We start from the raw sequence: 21,786 nt of genomic DNA, 5'->3' as shown, positions 1-21,786 counted from the left end.
CCCGCCCGGAGCCCTTCCCCCGCTCCGGCGCCGGAATTGTCCCCAAGCCTTCCGAAGTCTCGGAACCCCTAAGGATCTGACGCACGCATGAACAAGAACATCCGTCGTTCCATCGTCATCGCCGCCGGTGTCACCGGTGCGTGGGCGCTCGGTTCGACCGCGGCCAGCGCCGACGAACTGCCCGCCTCGTCCCTCTCCCTGCCGGACGCGACCCTCGAGGCCGGTGACACGCTCGGCACCGTCTCCGGCACGGTCACCGGCACCGTCTCGGACGTCACCACCACCGTCTCCGACACCCTCGGGACCGCCACCGGCGACACCGGGACCACCGTCACCACCGAGGTCACCGGGAAGGCCACGGACGCCGTGGGCCGGGTCCGTGGCGAGGCCGACGCCCAGGTCGCCGTCTCGCCGGCCTCCACGATCCGCGGTGCGCAGGCCATCGAGGGCGCCCGGTCGGCGCGGGCCGCCACCGCCGACGTCCAGGGCAAGGTGCGGTCCGCCGCCGCGTTCACGGCCGAGACCGGCACCGCGAAGGCGGCCCGGGCCGCCGACACGGCGTCCACCGCGTTCTCCGGCACCGACCTCCCGACGGACGGCACCGCCGTCGACTACCTCTTCGGCCCCCTCGCCGCCTTCGCCCCGGAGCTGGAGCGGGCGCTCGCCGCGGCGCAGACCAAGCTCGCGGGCGTCCAGTCGGCGGCGCGCGCCCAGGCGCAGGGCGTCGACGGCGTCGTACGGACGAAGGCCCAGCACGTGGTGGCGGGCGCGGGCCGTACGGCCGCCGGTGTGCAGGGTGCGGTGTCCGGCGCCCAGGGGCGTGCGACCGCCGAGGGCGCCACCGCCACGGCCACCGCCACGAGCGTGGCCGGCACCGGTGTGACCGCGGCCGAAGCCACCGTCTCCGGCGTTCCGAGCCATGTCCTCGGCACCGTCGGTGCCGTCCCCGGGACGGTCGCGCCGGTCGTCGGGGAGACGACCGCGGCGGTCGTCCCGCCGGTGGTCGGCTCCGCCGTGGACGGGGTGCTGCCCATCGCCACCCACGCGGTGCACGGGGCCACCCCGGTCGCCGGGCAGGCGGTGGCGGGTGTCGCCTCCGCCGCCGGGCACGCCGTCGACGCGGCGACCGCGCTGGCCCAGGGCACCGTCGCCGACGCCCGGACGGTCGTGGACGGTGCCGTGTGGGGCGTGCAGCCGGTCGTCGGCGGCGTGGCGGCGGACGTACCGCCGTACGCCACCGGCCTGGCCGGCGAGGTCTCCTACGACGCCGCGGCCGCCGTTCTGCCGCCCGCCGCGCACACCGCCGTGCGGGGCGCCGTGCCGGTCGCCGGCCAGGCGGTCACGGACGCCGGGGCGCTGGCGTACGGCGTCGGCGGCGACGCGGGCTCCTTCACCCAGGGCGTGACCGGCACCACCGACGGCTGCGTCGACGACGTGACCGGCACCGCCCCCGGCCTCGTCCACGGTGTCACCGGCACCACCGGCGGCTTCGCCCACGAGGTGACCGGCACCGCCCAGGGCTTCGCCTACGACGCGACGACCCCGGTCGCCCCCTTCGCCCAGCAGGTCGCGGCCCCCGTCGTCGACCTCGTCCAGGAGGTGACGGCTCCCGTCGGCTCCTTCGCGCACCACCTGACCGGCACCGTCGACGGCTTCGCCCACGACGTCACCGGCACCACCGGCGGCTTCGCCCACGGTGTCACCGGCACCGTGGACGGCTTCGCACACGAGGTGACGGCCCCGGTCTCCCCCTTCGCGCACGGCGTGACCCACAACGTCGACGGCTTCGCGTACGACGTGACCGGCACCGTCGGCGCCACGGCCCAGCCGCTGGCCGGGCACGCCGTCACCGGTGCCGCGGGCGTCGCCGAGGCGACCACCCCCTCCTCGGTGCGGCACGCGGGCACGACGGCTGCGACCTACCGCATCTGAACCGCACCACCGAAGAAACCGCCCCCACCGCGGAACCGCCCCCACCGCGGAACCGCCCCCACCGCGGAACCGCCCCCACTGCGGAACCGCATCAACCGAAGAACCGCACCAACTGAAGAACCGCACCCACCGCGGGCCGCACCTGTTGCGGAACCGCACCCACCGCGGACCGGCACTCCCTGGCGGACGGCATTCACTGCCCGCACCGCCGCACCCGCCGACTCCGCACCGCCAAGCTCCGCGGGGCCGAAGACCCGGACGGCCGAAAGCCGTCGGACGCGTCCGGCCGTAGGCCCGGCGGATGGGGGGCGGGCCGTCCTCATTGGGGTGAGGACGGACCGCCCCGAGCCCCTTCGGGGCCGCTCATGAGCCCCTCCGGGGCTGGTCAGGGGGTCTCACCGGGTCAACCCCAGCCCGGTGAGGCCCCTCACCTGCGGCACGGCGTGCCAGTGAGCCCGGCATCATGTGACAGGTATCACCGCTCAGGTGTGACCCGCGATTTAGAGGCCCCCCGCAAGCAGCGATAACCTGCGAGACGGACATGCCGCGCGCTCGGACACCGTGTGCGCATCCCTTGTGACACATGCGGTCGTCACGTTGCCCTTCGCGGCACGCCCACGCATCCAACGAACCGCGAGATCACTGATAGGGACGGAAGCGCGTGGACCTGTTCGAGTACCAGGCGAGGGACCTCTTCGCCAAGCACGATGTACCGGTGCTGGCCGGTGAAGTCATCGACACGCCTGAGGCGGCGCGCGAGATCACTGAGCGTCTGGGCGGCAAGTCCGTCGTCAAGGCGCAGGTGAAGGTCGGTGGTCGCGGCAAGGCCGGTGGCGTCAAGCTGGCCGCCACCCCGGACGAGGCCGTCGCCCGCGCGACGGACATCCTCGGCATGGACATCAAGGGCCACACGGTCCACAAGGTCATGATTGCCGAGACCGCTCCGGAGATCGTCGAGGAGTACTACGTCTCCTTCCTCCTCGACCGTGCCAACCGCACCTTCCTCTCCATCGCGTCCGTCGAGGGCGGCATGGAGATCGAGGAGGTGGCGGCCACCCGCCCGGAGGCCGTCGCCAAGATCGCGATCGACGCCATCGACGGTGTGGACGAGGCCAAGGCCCGCGAGATCGTCGAGGCCGCCAAGTTCCCGGCCGAGGTCGCCGACAAGGTCGTGAACGTCCTCGTCAAGCTGTGGGACACCTTCATCAAGTCGGACGCCCTCCTCGTCGAGGTCAACCCGCTCGCGAAGGTCGCCTCCGGTGACGTCCTCGCCCTCGACGGCAAGGTGTCGCTCGACGAGAACGCCGAGTTCCGTCACCCCGAGTACGAGGAGCTCCACGACAAGGCCGCGGCCAACCCCCTCGAGGCCGCCGCCAAGGAGAAGGGCCTCAACTACGTCAAGCTCGACGGCGAGGTCGGCATCATCGGCAACGGCGCGGGCCTGGTCATGTCGACCCTGGACGTCGTCGCGTACGCCGGTGAGAACCACGGCGGCGTGAAGCCCGCCAACTTCCTGGACATCGGTGGCGGCGCGTCCGCCCAGGTGATGGCGAACGGTCTCGAGATCATCCTCGGCGACCCGGACGTCCGCTCCGTCTTCGTCAACGTCTTCGGCGGCATCACCGCCTGCGACGAGGTCGCCAACGGCATCGTCCAGGCCCTGAAGCTCCTCGAGGACCGCGGCGAAGAGGTCACCAAGCCGCTCGTCGTCCGCCTCGACGGCAACAACGCCGAGCTGGGCCGGCAGATCCTCACCGACGCCAACCACCCGCTGGTCCAGCGCGTCGACACCATGGACGGCGCGGCCGACAAGGCCGCCGAGCTGGCCGCCGCCAAGTAAGCACCGAGGACGAGGACATCAACACACCATGGCTATCTGGCTCAACAAGGACAGCAAGGTCATCGTCCAGGGCATGACCGGCGCCACCGGCATGAAGCACACCAAGCTCATGCTCGGTGACGGCACCAACGTCGTGGGCGGCGTGAACCCGCGCAAGGCGGGTCAGACCGTGGACTTCGACGGCACCGAGGTACCCGTCTTCGGCACCGTCAAGGAGGCCATCGAGAAGACCGGCGCCGACGTCTCCGTCATCTTCGTGCCGGAGAAGTTCACCAAGGACGCGGTCGTCGAGGCCATCGACGCCGAGATCCCGCTGGCCGTCGTGATCACCGAGGGCATCGCCGTGCACGACACGGCCGCCTTCTGGGCGTACGCCGGCAAGAAGGGCAACAAGACCCGGATCATCGGCCCGAACTGCCCCGGCATCATCACGCCGGGCCAGTCCAACGTCGGCATCATCCCGGGCGACATCACCAAGCCGGGCCGCATCGGTCTGGTCTCGAAGTCCGGCACGCTGACGTACCAGATGATGTACGAGCTGCGGGACATCGGCTTCTCGACGGCCGTCGGCATCGGTGGTGACCCGATCATCGGCACCACGCACATCGACGCGCTGGCCGCCTTCCAGGCCGACCCCGACACCGACCTGATCGTCATGATCGGTGAGATCGGTGGCGACGCGGAGGAGCGGGCCGCGGCCTTCATCAAGGAGAACGTGACCAAGCCGGTCGTCGGCTACGTCGCGGGCTTCACGGCGCCCGAGGGCAAGACCATGGGCCACGCCGGCGCCATCGTCTCCGGTTCCTCCGGCACCGCCCAGGCGAAGAAGGAGGCCCTCGAGGCCGCCGGCGTCAAGGTCGGCAAGACGCCGACCGAGACGGCGAAGCTGGCGCGGGAGATCCTGGCCGGCTGAGTTTCCGGCCGACCGTGAGTGGGCCCGTCCCCTGCCGGGGCGGGCCCACTGGCGTGTCCGACAGCAGACGCCTCCCCAACGGGCACCCGGTGTCCGTCGCCACGCCCACCCGCTGCCATCAGGCCTCCCGGCCGGGCTTCCGGTGCCTTCTCTGGCCCTCCGGCCGCCCCGGCGCCATCCGGCGTCCCGGCCCACCTGGCCTCTTCCGGCCTTCCGGCCGGCCCGGCGCCATCCGGCGTCCCGGCCCACCTGGCCTCTTCCGGCCTTCCGGCCGACCTGCTGTCATCCGGCGTCCCGGCCCACCCGGCGTCTGCTGGCCTTCCGGTCCGCTCGGTGTCGTCCGGCGTCCGGGCCCACCCGGTGCCATGCGGCCTCTCCCTGGCCCGGTGTCATCTGGCGTCCCCCCGATGTCACCTCGCCTGCGGCACGAGTCTTTCCGGGCCGTGGGCCGTCTGCGCGCGCAGTTTCGCCCGCAGGGACAGTTCCGCGTCCGACAACGGGCCCGGGGCCGCCTTCGGCGGGATGCCCCGCACCGTTTCTCCCGGGGGCACCGGGGGCTCGTACCGGGTGGGGGCGGTGCGCAGGGTCAGGGAGGTCGCGCCGATGAGGGCGACCGTGAAGGCGATGGCCGCGCGGGTCCAGAAGCGGGCACGGCGTTCGCCGCCCATGCGGACGGTGGGCGGCTCGGCGGCGCGCAGGCGTTCCGCGGAGGCCAGCTCCGCCAGGCGGCGGTGCAGTTCAGCGGGGTCCGCCAGGGCGGGGACGCGGGCGGCGACCGCCTCGCGGGCGCGCAGCAGACGGTTCGCCGTGGCCGGCGTGCTCGCCTCCGTCTCCGCCGCGGTCTCCGGCAGGTCGAGGCCGAGCCCGTCGTACAGCACGAGGGTGCGGCGGTGGGGCGGCGGGAGGGCCAGGAGCGTGTCCAGCAGCACGCGGTCGGGGGCGGCGGCGGGCGGGGGCTCCGGGTGGCGGAAGCGGGGGCGGAACCGGTGCCAGGGGGAGAGGGCGTACTCGTACGTCGCCGCCCGGACCCAGCCCGCCGGGTCGGGGTCGACGGCCACCTCGGGCCAGCGCTGCCAGGCGAGCTGGAAGGCCCGCTCGACCGACTCGCGCGCGAGTTCGCGGCGGCCGGTGAGCAGGTAGGCCTGGCGTACGAGGGCGGGGGCGCAGAAGGCGTAGAGGGCGTCGAAGGCCTGAGCGGGGGTCAGGCGGGGGGAGCCTCGGCGAGGGGGCGAGGCTCGTTCGGGCGTGCCCGGTGGGGCCGGGGCGGGGGCGGTCGTGACGTGCCGCATGCGCTTCTCCGGACGGGCCGTCACCCCGGGTTCGCCCACCGGGCCGGCCAGCGAGGCCAGCAGGTGCGCGTACGCCTCCCGGGTCCGGCCACGGGGGGTCGTACGGCCGGACTCCCACGTGCGCACCAGCGCCCGGCTGACACCCAGCCGGGCGGCGAGCTGAGCCCGGGTCAGCGAGCCCGCCGAGCGCAGGCGTCGGCGCTCCTTCGGCGGGGGGAGCGGGGTGTCGGGGTTGTGTGTCACCGGACGCCCCTCCGGACGGAAAAGTACATAAACGTATATTGAGCGACACAGCGGAACTTCGCCTGTTACGACGGAAAAGCGCGTGTCGTTGGCAGCATGACGGGCGTGATCCAGATGACCGCTCGCCGACCGTCGTTGTCCCAGCTCACCCGGGCGCGCGTCCGTTCGCCCGGACTGGGCGGCAGCCTCCTGGGCGGGGTGGTGGCGGCCGGGCTGGGGCTCGGTTCGCTCGCCGTGCTCGTGATGGTGCTGTGGATCAGTTCGCCGTATCCCGACAGCGGTCCGGGGGGCGCGCTCCGTGTCGCCGCCGCGCTGTGGCTGTTGGCCCATGGGGCGGAACTGGTGCGCACGGACACCTTGTCCGGGGTGCCCGCGCCGGTCGGTGTCACGCCGTTGCTGCTGCTCGCCGTGCCGGTGTGGCTGGTGCACCGGGCGGCGCGGGACGCGGTGTACGGCGGGGAGGGGGACGCTCCGCTGGTGGGCGTGCGGACGGCGTGGGTGGGGGTCGTGGTCGGGTATCTCGCGGTCGGGATCGGTGCCGCGGTCTATGCGGCGGGGGGCGTGCTGCGCCCCGCGTGGGGGTGGACGGTGGTGTGTCTGCCGGTCGTCGCGGTGGCGGCGGCCGGGGCCGGGGTGTGGACGGCGTACGGGCGTCCGCGCGGGCCCGGTGGTGGCGCGCTGCTGGTGCTGCCGCGGTGGGTGCGGCATCTCGTGCTCGGGGCGCAGGGGCGGGAGTGGGCGGGGGCGGGGGTGTGGGCGGCGGTGGCCGGGGTGGCGGTGCTCGTCGGGGGTGGGGCGATGTTGGTGGCGGTGTCCTCCGTGTGGCATCTCGGGGTGGCGCGGGAGGCGTTCCTGCAACTGACGGAGGGGTGGTCGGGGCGGTTCGCGGTGATGTTGCTGTGTGCGGCGCTCGTGCCCAACGCGGCGGTGTGGGGAGCGGCGTATGCGCTGGGACCCGGGTTCGTGCTCGGCGCCGGGCATGTCGTGGGGCCGCTGGCGTCGGATCCCGCGCCGATGCTGCCGCCGTTTCCGCTGCTGGCGGCGGTGCCGGAGGCGGGGGGCGGGGGGCCGTGGAACTGGGCGGCCGGGGCGGTGCCCGTGGCCGCCGGCGCGGTGGTGGGGTTGTTCGTGGGGCGGATGGCCGTGCGGCGGTCGTGGTGGTGGGCCGTGCGGGTGGTGCTGCTCGCGGCGGTGCTGTGCGGCGGGTTGACGGGGCTGCTCGCCGGGTTGGCGGGGGGCCCGTTGGGGGTGGCGGCGCTGGCTCGGTTCGGGCCGGTGGGGTGGCAGGTGGCGGTGGCCGCGGCGGCGTGGGTGCTGGCGGTGGCGGTGCCGGCGGCTCTGGTGGTGCGGGGGTGGTTGCGCTGGAGGTCGGGAAGGGCCGGGGGAGCGGGAGACGTACCGCTGCCGGCGGCGGCGCCCGGGTCCGTGCCGGCGCCCGCGGAGGGGGACTTCGGATCCGAGCCTTACGACTTCGCGCAGGTGGAGGCCGCGGAGGGCACCGAGGCGGGGTGGTACGGAGCCGAGGAGCGGGAGTCTCGTTGGACCGCCCCGCGGGCGACGGCGGGGGAGGAGAGGAACGGCGGGGGTGAGGAAGCCGCGGAGCCGAACGAGCCGGAAGGTCCCGACGACGAGTCGCAAGAGTCGCAAGAGTCCCAAGAGCCCAAAGACCCGCCGGCGCCAGCGGAGCCGGAAGAGCCGAAAGAGCCAGAAGCGCCGCGAGGGCCGAATGACCCAGAAGCGCCGCGAGAGCCGAATGACCTGGAGGAGCCGGAAGCTCCGAAGTAGTAGGAGAGCCGGGGCGCAGTGACCGGCGAGGACTTCATGGCCCTCGCCGCACCAGGGTCACCGCCCCGCGCCGACCCGCGCCGGGATCACCGTCCCGCGCCACCCCCCGCCGCCGTCACCGAATCCGCGCCGATCCGCGCGCGCCGGGATCACCGCCCCGCGCCGCCCCCGCCGGCGTCACCGCCCCCCGCCGGACCGGGTCCTCAGCCCTCCGTCCCCAGGATTCCCCGCAGCTCCTTCGGCAGCAGCTCGCTGCACGACTGCTTCGCCTCGTTCGTCAACGCGTCGCTCGTGCACGTGTAGTAGTCCCGGTAGACCAGCTGGGCGGTGAAGCTCACCGCGACCAGGGCCAGGGCCAGGGACGCCGTGACCAGGCCGCTGACGGCGGCGGTCGTCTGCGGGCGGCCGGTGGTCTCGGGGGCGGGCGGGGTGTCCGGGCCGGGGGTGCGGGGCTTGGCGCGCAGGGCGCTGATGCCCCAGTGGAGGGCCAGGGCACCGAGCAGCAGGGCCACGTACGGCCAGCCGAAGAGGGCGAAGAAGAAGGCCCACATGCCGCACAGCAGCGCATAACGCGCGCGACGCTGGGCGGGGTCCGTCGGGTCCCAGCGCGGGGTGGGGGCCGGCTTCGGGCCGCCGGGGCCGCTCTCGGGGCCGCTGCCGGGGCGCTCGCCGAAGCCGCCGGAGGAACGGCCGGGCTGGCGGTCGCTCCACTGACTGCCCCAGGGGGAGCCGCCGCCGCTCCGGCCATCGCCGGAACCGCCGTCACCCGGGGAGGGGTGGCGGGGCTGCCACGGGCGGTCCGGGGCGCCCTCCGGCGGCGGGGCGAAGGGGTTGTCGTCCTGGGACTGGGGGGTGCCGCCCTGCTCGTCGCCGTTCTCGCGGCCGGAGGGCGCGTCGGGCGGGGAGGCTGGGCGCTCCCGCAGCAGCACGGCGCCGCGCTCCCCTCCCTGCGGTGACTGCGGGGGGAGCGTGAGGAGTCGCAGACTGCGGTCCGGCATCAAGTGAGCGTCTTCCCCTAGGTGATCACGTCGGTGATTCAACGGATACGGCTGTCTGGTGCGAGTGGCTACTTCGAGAACGCTCCGCGCAACGACCGCGTTCCCGACCCCACTCGCCCCAGACGCTACCTTCCGGCCACGCCCCCGTCCCGTGGGGGCCGTCCGGTGTGCCGGTATCGTTGCTGACGGTCGGCCGCTTCGTAGACTTCCCCGTATCCCGGGGCGCGAAGCATTCGTATGAATGTACAAGCATGTGCAGGCGCGGGTGCGAGCGTGGTGCTACGGGCCGGCCGACGCAGAGAACGCTTCCCGAGAAAGGGCCTCGCCGTGGCCGCCAAGCCCGTGGCCGAGCCGGCCAAGCGCCTCGTCGTACTGGTCTCCGGATCCGGTACGAACCTCCAGGCGCTGCTGGACGAGATCGCCGCCACCGGAGCCGAGACCTACGGCGCCGAGATCGTGGCCGTCGGCGCCGACCGTGAGGGCATCGAAGGGCTCGCGCGGGCCGAGCGCGCCGGGATCCCCACCTTCGTGCGCAAGGTCAAGGACTACGGCACGCGTGCGGAGTGGGACGCCGCCCTCGCCGAGGCCGTCGCCGCCCACGAGCCCGACCTGGTCGTGTCCGCCGGGTTCATGAAGATCGTGGGGAAGGAGTTCCTGGCGCGGTTCGGCGGGCGGTTCGTCAACACCCACCCCGCCCTCCTGCCCAGTTTCCCCGGCGCCCACGGCGTCCGTGACGCCCTCGCGTACGGCGCCAAGGTCACCGGCTGCACCGTCCACTTCGTCGACGACGGCGTCGACACCGGTCCGATCATCGCCCAGGGCGTGGTGGAGGTCCGGGACGAGGACGACGAGAGCGCACTGCACGAGCGCATCAAGGAAGTCGAGCGAAGGCTGCTCGTCGAGGTCGTGGGGCGGCTCGCCCGCAACGGCTATCGCATTGAGGGACGAAAGGTAGTTATCCAGTGACCGCCGACAGCACTGTCACGGCCGAGAGCACCCAGCGGGCCATCCGTCGCGCGCTCGTCAGCGTCTACGACAAGACCGGGCTCGAGGAGCTCGCGCGCGGACTGCACGAGGCCGGTGTCCAGCTCGTCTCCACCGGCTCCACCGCCTCCCGCATCGCCGCCGCCGGCGTTCCCGTCACCAAGGTCGAGGAGCTCACCGGCTTCCCCGAGTGCCTGGACGGCCGGGTCAAGACCCTGCACCCCAAGGTCCACGCCGGCATCCTCGCCGACCTGCGGCTCCCCGAGCACCAGCGGCAGCTGGAGGAGCTCGGCGTCGAGCCGTTCGACCTCGTCGTCGTCAACCTCTACCCGTTCCGCGAGACCGTCGCCTCCGGTGCCTCGCCCGACGAGTGCGTCGAGCAGATCGACATCGGCGGGCCGTCCATGGTGCGCGCCGCCGCCAAGAACCACCCCTCCGTCGCCGTCGTCACCAGCCCCGAGCGCTACGGCGACGTCCTCGCCGCGGTCGGGTCCGGCGGCTTCGACCTCGCCACCCGCAAGCGCCTCGCCGCCGAGGCCTTCCAGCACACGGCCGCCTACGACGTGGCCGTCGCCTCCTGGTTCGCCTCCTCCTACGCGCCGGTCGACGAGTCGCGGTTCCCCGACTTCCTCGGCGCCACCTGGGAGCGCAAGAACACCCTCCGCTACGGCGAGAACCCGCACCAGCCCGCCGCCCTCTACGTCGACGGCACGGGCGGCGGCCTCGCCGAGGCCGAGCAGCTGCACGGCAAGGAGATGTCGTACAACAACTACACGGACACGGACGCCGCGCGCCGTGCCGCGTACGACCACGACGAGCCGGCCGTCGCGATCATCAAGCACGCCAACCCCTGCGGCATCGCGATCGGCGCCGACGTCGCCGAGGCGCACCGCAAGGCGCACGCGTGCGACCCGCTGTCCGCCTTCGGCGGCGTGATCGCCGTGAACCGGCCGGTCAGCAAGGAGATGGCGGAGCAGGTCGCCGAGATCTTCACCGAGGTCATCGTCGCGCCCGACTACGAGGACGGCGCCCTGGAGGCCCTCGCCAGGAAGAAGAACATCCGCGTGCTGAGGGCTCCGGGTGCTCCCGCCAACCCCGTCGAGGTCAAGCCCGTCGACGGCGGCGCGCTGCTCCAGGTGACGGACCGTCTCCAGGCCGACGGCGACGACCCGGCGAACTGGACGCTGGCGACCGGCGAGCCGCTCTCCGCCGACGAGCTGCGCGAACTCGCCTTCGCCTGGAAGGCCTGCCGGGCCGTCAAGTCCAACGCGATCCTCCTCGCCAAGGACGGCGCCTCCGTCGGCGTCGGCATGGGGCAGGTCAACCGGGTCGACTCCTGCAAGCTGGCGGTGGAGCGTGCCGGGGAGGAGCGGGCCCGCGGCGCGTACGTCGCCTCGGACGCCTTCTTCCCGTTCCCGGACAACATCGACGTCCTCGGCGCCGCCGGAGTCAAGGCCATCGTCCAGCCGGGCGGCTCCGTCCGTGACGAGCTGGTCGTCGAGGCCGCGGAGAAGGCGGGCATCACGATGTACTTCACGGGGACGCGCCACTTCTTCCACTGAGCCGCACACGCGGTGGGGCCCGCCGGTCGACGACCGGCGGGCCCTTCGGACTCGCGTTGCGGTACGGCCACCGCGAGGGCACCGTTGGGGAACGGGCCGCCTGCACGGCCCTGCCGCCGGGCAGTGTCACACCATGCTGGCGTGCGGATGCATGAACCCGGTCGACATCATGGTGACCCTGGCCGGATACGGCCTCCTGGCTGTCGCCGTGCTCCTCGTCGGCCTGGTCTGCCTGGTCGGGCTGGTGCTCGGCGCGATGGTCGCCCTCGGACACGTCGTGCGCCGCGGCCGGGGGGAGGACCACCTCACCGCGGAGGCCGGCACGGACGAGGAACGGCCCGCCCTGGCATCCTTCCGCTGGGAGTCCGAACCGGACTGAGCCGCACCACCGGGTTCACCCCGGACTGCGCCGACCCGCCCGGGCGTTGCGGCCCCGGCCGGTGTGGAGCGGCCGTCAGCTACAGGTGTTGGAGCTGTAGCTCGCGTAGTGCCAGGCGCCGTTGTGGTAGAAGCGGTACCTGCCGGACTCGGTGCGGTAGAAGTCGAAGTAGTACTTCGAACCGTGGTAGCGCAGCTTGTACTTGGTGTCGGCGGTCGTGCCGGTCGACACGTGCTCCAGCTCGCCGGCCCCGGTGGACGAGTTCCACTGCTCGTCGGCGGCGCCGAAGGTCTGGGTGCCGACGATGCCGTCCACGCCGAGGCCCCAGGTGCGCTGGAGGCTCTGGGTGGCGACCTTGGTGTTCGGGCCGAACTCGCCGTCGATGTCGGCCGCGTCGTAGTCGCTGCCGTCGCTCTCGTTGGCCCCTTCCGCCAGCAGGATGATCTGCCACAGGCAGGTGGCGTTGGAGCTGCTGTGGGACGAGGTCGACAGCGTGCCCTCGTCGCCGAAGTCGTCGTAGAAGCTGCCGGCGCCGCTCACGTAACCGTCGCTGGCGTTCGCCGAGGCCGGTGAGGCGCTCACCGCCAGCGCGCCGGCCGCCGCCGCGGCGACCAGAGCGACTCCCAGGCGCGTGCGGGTGGTACGAGTCGTACGGAGGGTCATGGTGGTTCCTTCCCCGTTTGTCGGTGGTACCCGGCGCTTTGCCACGACCATGCTGGCCGGGCGGCGCCGGCGGGGGTACCTACAACATTTCAGGGCATCAGCCCCCACCCTTGTCGCTCGTCACGTCCCCGCAGTGCTCGATGAGCTGGTGGGAGCGGGGCGCGTAGGTGCCCGCCAGGTTGCCCTGGGCGTGCTGGCTCGTGCAGCCGGTGCGCATCCGGCTGTTGGGGCGGGTGATGTCCTCGCCGACCGGGGTGTAGTCGCGGCCCCGGTAGTAGGCCACGCCGCCGAGGTTCGTCGACTCGTCGCCGTTGTAGAAGACCGACCTCACCGGGCGGTCGGCGGTCCACATGCAGGTTTCGTCCCCCGACAGCCAGTCGGGGTCGCTCTCCTCCCAAGCGCACATGTCGCCGGTGCCGTTCCGGTCGCTGAAGAAGCACACGGATCTGAAGGGGCAGCGGTGGTAGCCGTACGACGGCCCCTCCTCCCGCAGCGTCGCGTACGTCACCGTCACCGCCCCCGCCAGGAGTGCGCCCGCGAGGGCGGACACCAGGGCAGGGCGGCGCCATCTGCGCGGGCGCAGCCGGGGGAGCCGGGCCGAGGGGGCCGTGCCGGCGGCCTCCTCCACGCGGCGCAGGAGCGCCGCCGTGTCGTGGGCGGCGCGGTCCTGGTGGGTGCGGGAGAGGCAGTCGGTGATGATCTGCCGCCAGGCGGCGGGGAGCCGGGGGGAGAGGCGGAGTTCCTCGGTGCCGCGGGCGTAGCGCACGGCCGCGTCGGTGCGGGCCTCGGTCGTGGCGCCGGGCAGCGGGTAGGTGCCGGTGAGGACCACGTGCGCCAGGACCCCGAAGGCCCAGATGTCGGCGGTGGGGCGGACGCGGGTGCCGCGCTCGCTGACCTCGGGCCACAGGAGTTCGGGCGGGGTGTAGTCGGGGGTGGCGAACACGGGGGAGTAGGCGTGGGTGCCTTCGAGTTCGGCGGCCAGGTTGAAGTCGGCCAGGCGCACCGAACCGTCCTCCATCAGCAGGACGTTGCCCGGCTTGAGGTCGCCGTGGATCCAGCCGGCGTGGTGCAGTTGGTGCAGGCCCTCGCAGACCTGGGCGAGCAGGGCGGGGCCACGGCCGGGGACCGGAGCCCGGGCCAGCAGCGCGTCCAGGGAACCCTCGGCCCGCTCCAGGACGAGGACGGTGGCGCCGTCGAGTTCGGGGCGGTCGGGGTCCTCGACGGTGTGGGTCTCGTGCATCCGGATCAGCCGGGGTGCGCGCAGCCGCGTCAGCAACTCGACCTCGCGCTCGGCCAGTTCCCGCAGATGGTGCAGTTGGCGGGGGGTGCGGGTGCCGGTCGGCAGGAACTTCAGCGCCGCGCGCGACGGCAGTCCGTCGCCGGGCCGCGTGTTCCTGGCCGCGTACACGGTCGCGAACGCGCCGGAGGCGAGGGGCTCGCGCACCTCCCAGCGGCCGACCCGGTAGCCCCTGGGGACCGGCACGGCGTACGGCCGTCCGTTCGCGGACCCGGTCATGAGGCCACCTCGCTGGGGGCGGGTGAGGAGAGCACCAGCAGGTCCTCCTCGCGGACGAGGTCGAAGCGCAGGGCCAGCGAGACCAGCGACTCCTTCTTGCCGTTGACGCGCCGGCCGGGTTCCGCGGTGTCCGGGCCCGGCCGGAGGCGGAGTTTGACGGCGAGGTAGTCGATGTTCCAGTAGACGGCGGAGCGGCTGGCCCCGGGCCAGGTGGGACGCAGCCGCTCGACCAGCTCGTCGACGGCGGGCAGCGGCGCGTGCGGTGCGCCGCGCAGCCGGGGCTCGCACAAGGCGGCCAGGACGGCGAAATAGCGCTTGGTGCGGTCCAGCGCGAACGCCGGGGACGTGGCGGCACCGGCCGCTGCGGGACCGGCGGCGCGGGCGCGGAAGCCGTGGCACGGCGCCCACACGTCGAAACTGAGCAGGTCACCCGCGGCGGGCAGGACCACCCGGGAGAACTCGAAGGGGATCGGCGCGTCCTGACGGCCCGGAGCGACCTTGACGTGCTCGCCCGCCCCTTCCGGGTTCTCCACCACGTACGTCTGGTGCGCGCTGTGGTTGCTCAGGATCCAGAACGCGCGATGCGCGGTGATCTCCCCGGCCACCCGGGACACACCCTCGTGGGCGATGACCAGGTCGTTGCCCGCCGGCGCCCGGCCGAAGGCGAGGCGCTCACCGGGGCCGATCCGTAACTGTCCGCCGGGCTCCTCGCACTGCGGCGGAACGACGATGATGCTGTGCATCGACATGGACATGGCCGTCGGCCTCCCCCTGATCCGGCTCCCCCCTGCCCGTCCGGGTCAGGGTAAGGGCTTGCTGCCATGACATTCACGCCTTTGGCGGGCGCGTCGGACCGAGGAGGAGGCTTCCGCGCTCAGTGGCGAGGTCGACGGAACCAGGCGGCCGTGTCGCGCTTCGCGGAGAACACGATCAGCAGGATCGCGACCGCCATGATGAGGAGGCCGAGCCCGTAGGCCGAGAGCATGAAGATGCCGGTGACGATCGCGAACGAGCCGTAGACGATCGAGCACACGCGCACGCCGTTGCCGCCCTTGGCGTACTGGAACAGCAGCGCCACGCCGAGCAGCGCGAACACCGTGGCCAGCCCCATGAGGAACACCACGACGCCCTTGCCCAGATCGGCGTACCCCTCCGCCTGCGCGTCGCCCGTGATGCCCGCCTTCGCCATCTCCTCGTCCCACCGGGACAGCACCCAGCCGTACGCGCCCGCGACGATCAGGTGGGACAGGGCGACGAGGCCCAGCATGATCCGCGCGGCGCGCGTGATGCCCGGCATCGTCAGGGGCCCGCCGGGGTGCCCGCCGGCGAACTGCGGGTCGCCGGGGAACTGCGGGTACTGCTGGTGCTGCGGGTACTGCTGCGGGTACGGCGGGGCGCCGTACCCCTGCGGGGGCGCGCCCGGCGGCGGGCCCTGCTGCGGGTGGCCGTAGCCCGGGCCGGCCGGGGGCTGCTGGGGGGCCGCGGGCTGCTGGGGCGGCGGCCCGTAGGGGTTGTTCGGCTCGCCGAAACTCATGGCGGTCCTTCCTCCGTTGCGATCGGGTACGGGGACGACGCGCGGCACGGTGCGGAGGAAGTTCTGGTACAGATGCGGTCCGTCCCCCCGGTACTGCCCGCGACACTGCGCGCCAATCGTTCTTCAGCGGCCGGTTTGTTGTCCAGCTGCTTTCCACAGGAAGTTGTGCAGGTGCAATCTCCTCGATCGCACCGGGAACGATCACCGGGCCGGGCCGGGCGCGGGCCCCTCGGCACCGGGGTCACCCGGATTGGAACCGGGGGGCCGTCATCCGGGAGGATGGGGCCATGACCGCCCAGATTCTCGATGGCAAGGCCACCGCAGCCGAGATCAAGTCGGATCTGACCGCCCGCGTGGCGGCGCTGAAGGAGAAGGGCGTCACGCCCGGCCTCGGCACGATCCTCGTCGGGGACGACCCCGGCAGCCAGAAGTACGTCGCCGGCAAGCACCGCGACTGCGCGGAGGTCGGCATCGCCTCCATCCAGCGCGAGCTGCCCGGCACGGCCACGCAGGAGGAGATCGAGGCGGTCGTACGGGAGCTGAACGAGGATCCCGCCTGCACCGGTTACATCGTCCAGCTGCCGCTGCCCAGGGGCATCGACGAGAACCGCGTGCTGGAACTGATGGACCCGGACAAGGACGCCGACGGCCTCCACCCGATGAACCTCGGCCGGCTCGTGCTCAACGAACCCGCGCCGCTGCCCTGCACGCCCAACGGCGTGCTGACGCTGCTGCGCCGCCACGGCGTCGAGATCAAGGGCGCCGAGGTCGTGGTCGTCGGCCGTGGGGTGACCATCGGCCGCCCGATGCCGCTGCTGCTGACCCGGCGCAGCGAGAACGCCACGGTGACCCAGTGCCACACGGGCACCCGGGACCTCTCGGCACACCTGAGGCGGGCGGACATCGTCATCGCCGCCGCCGGTTCGGCCCACCTGATCCGGGCCGAGGACGTCAAGCCGGGCGCGGCCGTCCTCGACGTCGGCGTCTCCCGCAGCGCGGAGGGGAAGATCGTGGGCGACGTCCACCCGGACGTCCGCGAGGTCGCCGGCTGGATCTCCCCCAACCCCGGCGGGGTCGGCCCGATGACCCGCGCGCAACTGCTCGTCAACGTGGTCGAGGCGGCGGAGCGCAGTGTCGGCTGAGCCCCGGGACCCCGCCGGCGAGACCGAGGACATCGAGGTACGCGACCCGGTCAGCGCGCCCGACGTCGACGGCGTGCCGCGCCGCACCACGCGCCGCTTCCCGCTGTTCACCCGGGACACCGCGCGCCCCGAGGGCGGCGGCCGGGCGGCGCCCGGTGACGCCCCGGCGCCGGCCCGGCAGTGGCCGATGCTCGCCGTCCTGGGCGTGGTCGCGCTCGGCCTGCTGCTGACCGCGTTCGACCAGTTCCGGATCGGCACCATCCTGATCGGCGCCGGCCTGCTCGGCGGCGCGGTCCTGCGCTGGCTGCTGCCCGGCGTCGGCATGCTCGCCGTCCGCTCCCGCTTCACCGACATCGCGACCTACGGCGTGCTGGGCGCCGCGATCGTCCTGCTGGCGCTGATGGCCCAGCCCAACCCGTGGCTTCAGATCCCGTTCCTGAAGGACACCCTGCACTTCACGGTCGACAGCTGACCGCACGGCACGACCGGCGGCCCGTCCTCTCCCCCGAGCCAGGACCGGCCGCCGGCGCGTTCCACGCTCCCGCACGGCCGGCGGCCTGTTCAACGGCTGTCAGCCCGCTGTGGCACAGCGGTGACCGTTCCGCCACCGTGTGCGCGCCCGGCCACGGTCCCCGCCGTCCGGGAACCGACCGCCCACCGGACGTCGTCCCTTGATCCGGCCGAAGGGGAGGACCGAAGGGAAGCCGAGTGATGGGTACGTGGCAGCCGCTGCCGGACGACCTGCCGTCGGAAGTACGGCACTTCGTGGAGCAGTTGCGGCAGCTGAAGGACACCACGGGCCTCAGCCTGGCCGCGCTCGGCGCCCGCACCGCGTACAGCAAGTCCTCCTGGCAGCGTTACCTCAACGCCGTCCAGCCGCCGCCCCGGCAGGCCGTCGCCGCGCTCTGCCGGGTCGCGGGACTGGCGGGCGCGGACGCCGAACGCCACGGCGTGCGCTGGGAACTGGCCGTCGAGGCCTGGCCCAGGCCCGCGCCACCGCCGCCGACGTCCCCGGGGACCGCGGAGGCCGCGGGGGCGCCGGGGCCCGCCGAGCACTATGAGGACGACCCCACGCTCCCCTGGTGGGACCGTCCGGAGGAACCACCACCGCCCCGGCCCGCCGGACGGCGGCTCCTCCTCTCCGCGGTCCTGCTGCTGCTCGTCCTGCTGGGCGTCGCGGTCGGGGGAGCCGTGGCGTTCGGCTGAGCGCTAACGTGGCCGAACGGGGACACGGCGCAGGAAGGGGGGACCGATGCCTCGCTGGAAGGACCTGCCGGACGAACTCGACCCGCAGATCAGGGAGTTCGCCGGTCAGCTGCGCCGGATCGTGGACAGCGGCGGCCTGACCCTCGCGCAGCTCGCCGACCGTACGCACTACGGCAGGGCGTCCTGGGAGCGGTACCTCAACGGGCGCCTCCTCGCCCCCAAGGGCGCGGTCGTCGCCCTCGCCGAGGTCACCGGCACCGACCCCGCCCCTCTGATCACCCTGTGGGAACTGGCCGAGCGCGCCTGGAGCCGTACGGAGCTGCGGCACGACCTGGCGTCGGAGGCCGTACGCCTCTCCCGCGCGCGGACGGTGACGGCTCCCCGGTCCGGCATCACGGGCCCCGCGGGCGGGTCCCCGGCGCTGCCGCCGGTGCCGGAGGGCCCCGGCGAGGCTCCCCTCGAGGACGTCGGTCCGCCCGCCGGCCGCCACGCGCGGCGTCCGGCGCTGTTCCTCGCCGGGGTCGTCGGGGTGGTGACCGTCGCCGTGGGCGCCTTCCTCCTCACCGACGGCGGCACCCCGAGGGAGAGCCGGACCGCCGCGGGGCCCTCCTCGCCGTCCGCCACCCCCGGCCCCTCCCTGCCGCCCGGTGTGCTGTGCGGCGGCGCCGACTGCACCGGCGGGGACGCGGAGGAGATGGGGTGCGGCGGCGACCTCGTGACCACGGCCGCGAGCGTCACCGTCGGCACGACCCTCGTCGAGGTCCGCTACAGCCGGACCTGCGGCGCGGCCTGGGGCCGGATCACCCAGGCGGGACCGGGCGACGAGGTCCAGGTGCAGGTGGGGGCGGTCCGCCGGACCGGTGACATCACGACTGCCGGCGACACGATCGCGTACACCCCGATGGTGGCGGTGCGGGAGCCGGGGGAGGCGCGGGCGTGCGCGACGCTGGCCTCGGGCCGGCGGGGCTGCACGCCGTGACGGCAGGGCGGGCAAAAAAACGGCGTGCACAGGAATACCGCTCCCCGATGCGGGCACGCGAACCGTACCCCCACGGGAGTCCGGCACGACCCGGCACCCCCACCCGGCGGCCGCCCGTTCCCCTCTCCCGGACCGGCGGCCGCCGCTTCGTGCGCGAGGGGCGTGCGCACCTCTCCGCACGCGCGGGGCGTTCGCACCTCTCCGCACGCGGGGCGTTCGCACGGAACTTCGCACGGGGTGGTCGATCCGGGGGGCGGTCGACCTGCGGAGCGGTCGATCTGTGGGGCGGACCACACCTCACCCCGGACGTCCGGGATCCCGGATGCGCGATAGCCTGACCGCTGGATGGATCTCTTGGCGTCAAGAGATCGATCAAACGTCCGGGGCAGGGACGCCCCACCGCCAGCTGTCATACGGAGAACGCCATGACCCGCACTCCCGTGAACGTCACCGTCACCGGCGCGGCCGGCCAGATCGGTTACGCCCTGCTCTTCCGCATCGCCTCCGGCCAGCTGCTCGGCGCGGACGTGCCGGTCAAGCTGCGCCTGCTGGAGATCACCCCGGCGCTGAAGGCCGCCGAGGGCACGGCCATGGAGCTGGACGACTGCGCGTTCCCGCTGCTCCAGGGCATCGACATCACCGACGACCCGAACGTCGCCTTCGACGGCACCAACGTCGCCCTCCTCGTGGGCGCCCGCCCCCGCACCAAGGGCATGGAGCGCGGTGACCTCCTGGAGGCCAACGGCGGCATCTTCAAGCCGCAGGGCAAGGCCATCAACGACCACGCCGCGGACGACATCAAGGTCCTCGTCGTCGGCAACCCGGCCAACACCAACGCCCTCATCGCCCAGGCCGCCGCGCCGGACGTACCGGCCGAGCGCTTCACCGCGATGACCCGCCTCGACCACAACCGCGCGCTGACCCAGCTCGCGAAGAAGACGGGCTCGACGGTCGCCGACATCAAGCGCCTGACCATCTGGGGCAACCACTCCGCCACCCAGTACCCGGACATCTTCCACGCCACGGTCGCCGGCAAGAACGCCGCCGAGGTCGTGAACGACGAGAAGTGGCTGGCCGAGGACTTCATCCCGACCGTCGCCAAGCGCGGTGCCGCGATCATCGAGGCCCGTGGCGCGTCCTCCGCGGCCTCCGCCGCCAACGCCGCCATCGACCACGTTCACTCCTGGGTCAACGGCACCCCCGGGGGCGACTGGGTCTCCATGGGCATCCCGTCCGACGGCTCCTACGGCGTCCCCGAGGGACTGATCTCCTCCTTCCCGGTCACCACGAAGGACGGCGCCTACGAGATCGTCCAGGGCCTGGAGATCAACGAGTTCTCCCGCGCCCGGATCGACGCCTCCGTGCAGGAGCTCGTGGAGGAGCGCGAGGCGGTCCGCTCCCTCGGCCTCATCTGAGTTCTCCCTCGCCGGTCCCCGGGTGGCGCTCGCCGCCCGGGGACCGGTGCGTTTCAGCCCCCGCCGGGCGTCACGACCCGCTCCGCCGGGCCGAGGAACCCGTCCGGCGTCGCCCCCCGCGGCGGACGGGGCCGCACGCGGCGCCGGGGAACACCTCCGCGGGATGCGAGCCGCGCGCCCGCCACGGGACCGACGTGTGCACGAGCCGCACGACCGGCACGGTGAGCGGCGAGACGGCCGCCGGACGGGCGGCGGGACGGCACGCCAACCACCCCACGTGCACTCCGCGCCGGGCGCCGGTCTCCAACCGGCGGTCACGGTGAGGTGATCCGGCACGTCCCGCACCACGTCGTGCACCTCCGGCTCCGCCGTCCGTTGCCACGGGGACGGCTCTGCCCGTCCCCTCGGAGCGATCGCCGTCGCTTCCGGGCGCGGGCGCGTGCCCCCGGCGTCCGGGCGGCGACCTGCCCGCTCGCCCGCCGCGGATTCCGCGGTCGGGGCATCACCCACGGCCTCGCCCGCGCCGCGGTGGACTTCTGACCGGCCCGGCCGTGCCGGGGCTCAGCCGCCCAGCAACTGCTCCTCGAGTTTCCCGATGTCCACGGTCTCGTTCGCCGGCGGTGTCCTCGTCGGCACCGGCTTGCCGTAGTCCGAGAAGGACAGGGTCACGTCGGTGTCCTTGTCCTTGCGGGTGGCCGCGACCAGGCGGTGCGGGGCGTCGGCGGTGACGTGGAGGGTGGTCCGCCTGCCGTCCTCGGTCGTGCCGTGGAGGGGGACGACCCTCGTGCCGTCGCGGGTCGTCTCCTTCCCCTTCGTCAGGGTCGTGCCGCCGGAGGTGCCGGTCCCGGCGTCCTTCTGGAACCTGCTCAGGTCGCAGATGTCGGCCATGCCCTTGAGCAGGGTGTCGTCGGTGGAGCCGTGGATGTACCGGTTCTTGAAGAGTTCGGCGGCCCGGTCGCCCTGACCGCCGGGCAGCTGGGCCTTCCAGAAAGCGGTGTCGGGCTTCATCCACACCTGCTTGCCCCGCTTGACGATCTCGACGCCGCCGCCCTTGGCGGCCATCGTCATCGTGCCCGCGCAGTTGCCGTCCCGGTCCATCGCCACGTCCATCGCCGCCGGCCGGGTCCGGCTGTCGTTCACGCCCGGGCTGCGGTCGGTGAAGCCGAGGCGGACCGAGCCGGCGGCCAGCAGGTTGTCCTTGGCCTGCGTCGCGAGCTGCCGGGCGGTCAGGTCGTCGGCGTCGCTCGCCGAAGCGAGCGCCGGGGAGAGGAGGAGGGCGGCGCTCGCCGTCGCGCAGATCAGTGTCTTCCCGGGCATGGGTTCACCTCCGGAGGTGAGGATCACCCCTCAGCCTATGAATTGCCCTATATGTCCGCACGTTCAGTGATGCGGCGCACTTTCAGCCA

19 protein-coding genes are annotated in these 21,786 nt (G+C 73.4%); 12 read left to right on the top strand and 7 right to left on the bottom strand.

All coding sequences use genetic code 11. The annotated features are described in order from the left end of the window. Window positions 1–87 precede the first annotated feature (87 nt). From ACF1A1_RS09990 to sucD, 3 genes are all read left to right on the top strand, one after another. A complete protein-coding gene (locus ACF1A1_RS09990; RefSeq protein ID WP_391647362.1) occupies window positions 88–1,932 on the top strand; it encodes a hypothetical protein in 1,845 nt (614 codons plus the stop codon). 661 nt (window positions 1,933–2,593) lie between these two features. Then, on the top strand, window positions 2,594–3,772 hold the full coding sequence (gene sucC, locus ACF1A1_RS09985) for an ADP-forming succinate--CoA ligase subunit beta (RefSeq protein WP_391647360.1): 1,179 nt from the start codon (window positions 2,594–2,596) through the stop codon (window positions 3,770–3,772). A 28-nt stretch (window positions 3,773–3,800) separates the two neighbouring features. Further along, window positions 3,801–4,685 (top strand): succinate--CoA ligase subunit alpha, encoded by an 885-nt coding sequence (gene sucD, locus ACF1A1_RS09980; protein ID WP_009190236.1) that lies wholly within the window; start codon window positions 3,801–3,803, stop codon window positions 4,683–4,685. Between the two features lie 410 nt (window positions 4,686–5,095). Here sucD and ACF1A1_RS09975 read toward each other — a convergent pair whose 3' ends face one another. Beyond that, window positions 5,096–6,217: a helix-turn-helix domain-containing protein gene (locus ACF1A1_RS09975; RefSeq protein ID WP_391647358.1), complete on the bottom strand. Its 1,122-nt coding sequence runs from the start codon at window positions 6,215–6,217 to the stop codon at window positions 5,096–5,098. 96 nt (window positions 6,218–6,313) lie between these two features. Here ACF1A1_RS09975 and ACF1A1_RS09970 point away from each other — a divergent pair, with 96 nt between their 5' ends. Then, window positions 6,314–8,002 carry a DUF6350 family protein gene (locus tag ACF1A1_RS09970; protein ID WP_391647356.1) on the top strand — a complete coding sequence of 563 codons (1,689 nt, stop codon included), beginning with the start codon at window positions 6,314–6,316 and terminating at the stop codon, window positions 8,000–8,002. A 203-nt stretch (window positions 8,003–8,205) separates the two neighbouring features. Here the strand turns inward: ACF1A1_RS09970 and ACF1A1_RS09965 are convergent, their stop codons facing one another. Continuing rightward, window positions 8,206–9,000 (bottom strand): hypothetical protein, encoded by a 795-nt coding sequence (locus tag ACF1A1_RS09965; RefSeq protein WP_391647354.1) that lies wholly within the window; start codon window positions 8,998–9,000, stop codon window positions 8,206–8,208. Between the two features lie 327 nt (window positions 9,001–9,327). Here ACF1A1_RS09965 and purN point away from each other — a divergent pair, with 327 nt between their 5' ends. The 3 genes from purN (at window position 9,328) to ACF1A1_RS09950 (ending at window position 11,925) form a co-directional block, all read left to right on the top strand. Next, window positions 9,328–9,966, top strand: coding sequence for a phosphoribosylglycinamide formyltransferase (gene purN, locus ACF1A1_RS09960; protein WP_391647353.1), 639 nt, complete (start codon window positions 9,328–9,330; stop codon window positions 9,964–9,966). Next, window positions 9,963–11,546: a bifunctional phosphoribosylaminoimidazolecarboxamide formyltransferase/IMP cyclohydrolase gene (purH, locus tag ACF1A1_RS09955; RefSeq protein WP_391647351.1), complete on the top strand. Its 1,584-nt coding sequence runs from the start codon at window positions 9,963–9,965 to the stop codon at window positions 11,544–11,546. Before purN ends, purH begins: the two co-directional genes overlap by 4 nt. A 151-nt stretch (window positions 11,547–11,697) precedes the next feature. Continuing rightward, window positions 11,698–11,925, top strand: coding sequence for a hypothetical protein (locus tag ACF1A1_RS09950; RefSeq protein ID WP_391647349.1), 228 nt, complete (start codon window positions 11,698–11,700; stop codon window positions 11,923–11,925). Window positions 11,926–12,000: 75 nt separating this feature from the next. Here ACF1A1_RS09950 and ACF1A1_RS09945 read toward each other — a convergent pair whose 3' ends face one another. The 4 genes from ACF1A1_RS09945 to ACF1A1_RS09930 all read right to left on the bottom strand — a co-directional run bounded on the left by ACF1A1_RS09945 (window position 12,001) and on the right by ACF1A1_RS09930 (window position 15,638). Continuing rightward, window positions 12,001–12,588: a peptidoglycan-binding protein gene (locus ACF1A1_RS09945; RefSeq protein WP_391647347.1), complete on the bottom strand. Its 588-nt coding sequence runs from the start codon at window positions 12,586–12,588 to the stop codon at window positions 12,001–12,003. Window positions 12,589–12,685: 97 nt separating this feature from the next. After that, window positions 12,686–14,104, bottom strand: a complete 1,419-nt coding sequence (locus ACF1A1_RS09940) for a protein kinase (RefSeq protein WP_391647344.1) — start codon at window positions 14,102–14,104, stop codon at window positions 12,686–12,688. Beyond that, window positions 14,101–14,847: an FHA domain-containing protein gene (locus tag ACF1A1_RS09935; RefSeq protein ID WP_391999045.1), complete on the bottom strand. Its 747-nt coding sequence runs from the start codon at window positions 14,845–14,847 to the stop codon at window positions 14,101–14,103. Before ACF1A1_RS09935 ends, ACF1A1_RS09940 begins: the two co-directional genes overlap by 4 nt. A 131-nt stretch (window positions 14,848–14,978) precedes the next feature. Next, window positions 14,979–15,638: a hypothetical protein gene (locus tag ACF1A1_RS09930; protein ID WP_391647342.1), complete on the bottom strand. Its 660-nt coding sequence runs from the start codon at window positions 15,636–15,638 to the stop codon at window positions 14,979–14,981. Window positions 15,639–15,925: 287 nt separating this feature from the next. Here ACF1A1_RS09930 and ACF1A1_RS09925 point away from each other — a divergent pair, with 287 nt between their 5' ends. The 5 genes from ACF1A1_RS09925 to ACF1A1_RS09905 all read left to right on the top strand — a co-directional run bounded on the left by ACF1A1_RS09925 (window position 15,926) and on the right by ACF1A1_RS09905 (window position 20,380). After that, window positions 15,926–16,780, top strand: coding sequence for a bifunctional methylenetetrahydrofolate dehydrogenase/methenyltetrahydrofolate cyclohydrolase (locus ACF1A1_RS09925; protein ID WP_391647339.1), 855 nt, complete (start codon window positions 15,926–15,928; stop codon window positions 16,778–16,780). Then, a complete protein-coding gene (locus tag ACF1A1_RS09920) occupies window positions 16,770–17,252 on the top strand; it encodes a DUF3017 domain-containing protein (RefSeq protein WP_391647337.1) in 483 nt (160 codons plus the stop codon). Before ACF1A1_RS09925 ends, ACF1A1_RS09920 begins: the two co-directional genes overlap by 11 nt. 239 nt (window positions 17,253–17,491) lie before the next feature. After that, entirely contained in the window at window positions 17,492–17,986 is a 495-nt protein-coding gene (locus ACF1A1_RS09915) for a helix-turn-helix domain-containing protein (RefSeq protein WP_391647335.1), read from the top strand. A 46-nt stretch (window positions 17,987–18,032) separates the two neighbouring features. Next, complete coding sequence (locus ACF1A1_RS09910; RefSeq protein ID WP_391647333.1) at window positions 18,033–18,965, top strand: DUF2690 domain-containing protein; 933 nt, start codon at window positions 18,033–18,035, stop codon at window positions 18,963–18,965. 425 nt (window positions 18,966–19,390) lie between these two features. Further along, window positions 19,391–20,380, top strand: coding sequence for a malate dehydrogenase (locus tag ACF1A1_RS09905; protein WP_391647331.1), 990 nt, complete (start codon window positions 19,391–19,393; stop codon window positions 20,378–20,380). Between the two features lie 561 nt (window positions 20,381–20,941). On the opposite strand, the gene ACF1A1_RS09900 is transcribed toward ACF1A1_RS09905, so the two are convergent. After that, window positions 20,942–21,697: a hypothetical protein gene (locus ACF1A1_RS09900; RefSeq protein ID WP_391647329.1), complete on the bottom strand. Its 756-nt coding sequence runs from the start codon at window positions 21,695–21,697 to the stop codon at window positions 20,942–20,944. Window positions 21,698–21,786: the final 89 nt, after the last annotated feature.

This window comes from Streptomyces sp. NPDC014995 (assembly GCF_043080745.1).
In the GTDB taxonomy this organism is placed as follows: domain Bacteria; phylum Actinomycetota; class Actinomycetes; order Streptomycetales; family Streptomycetaceae; genus Streptomyces.
The sequence above is the reverse complement of the archived record's forward strand: the minus strand, read 5'-3'. Positions and strand labels throughout refer to the sequence as shown.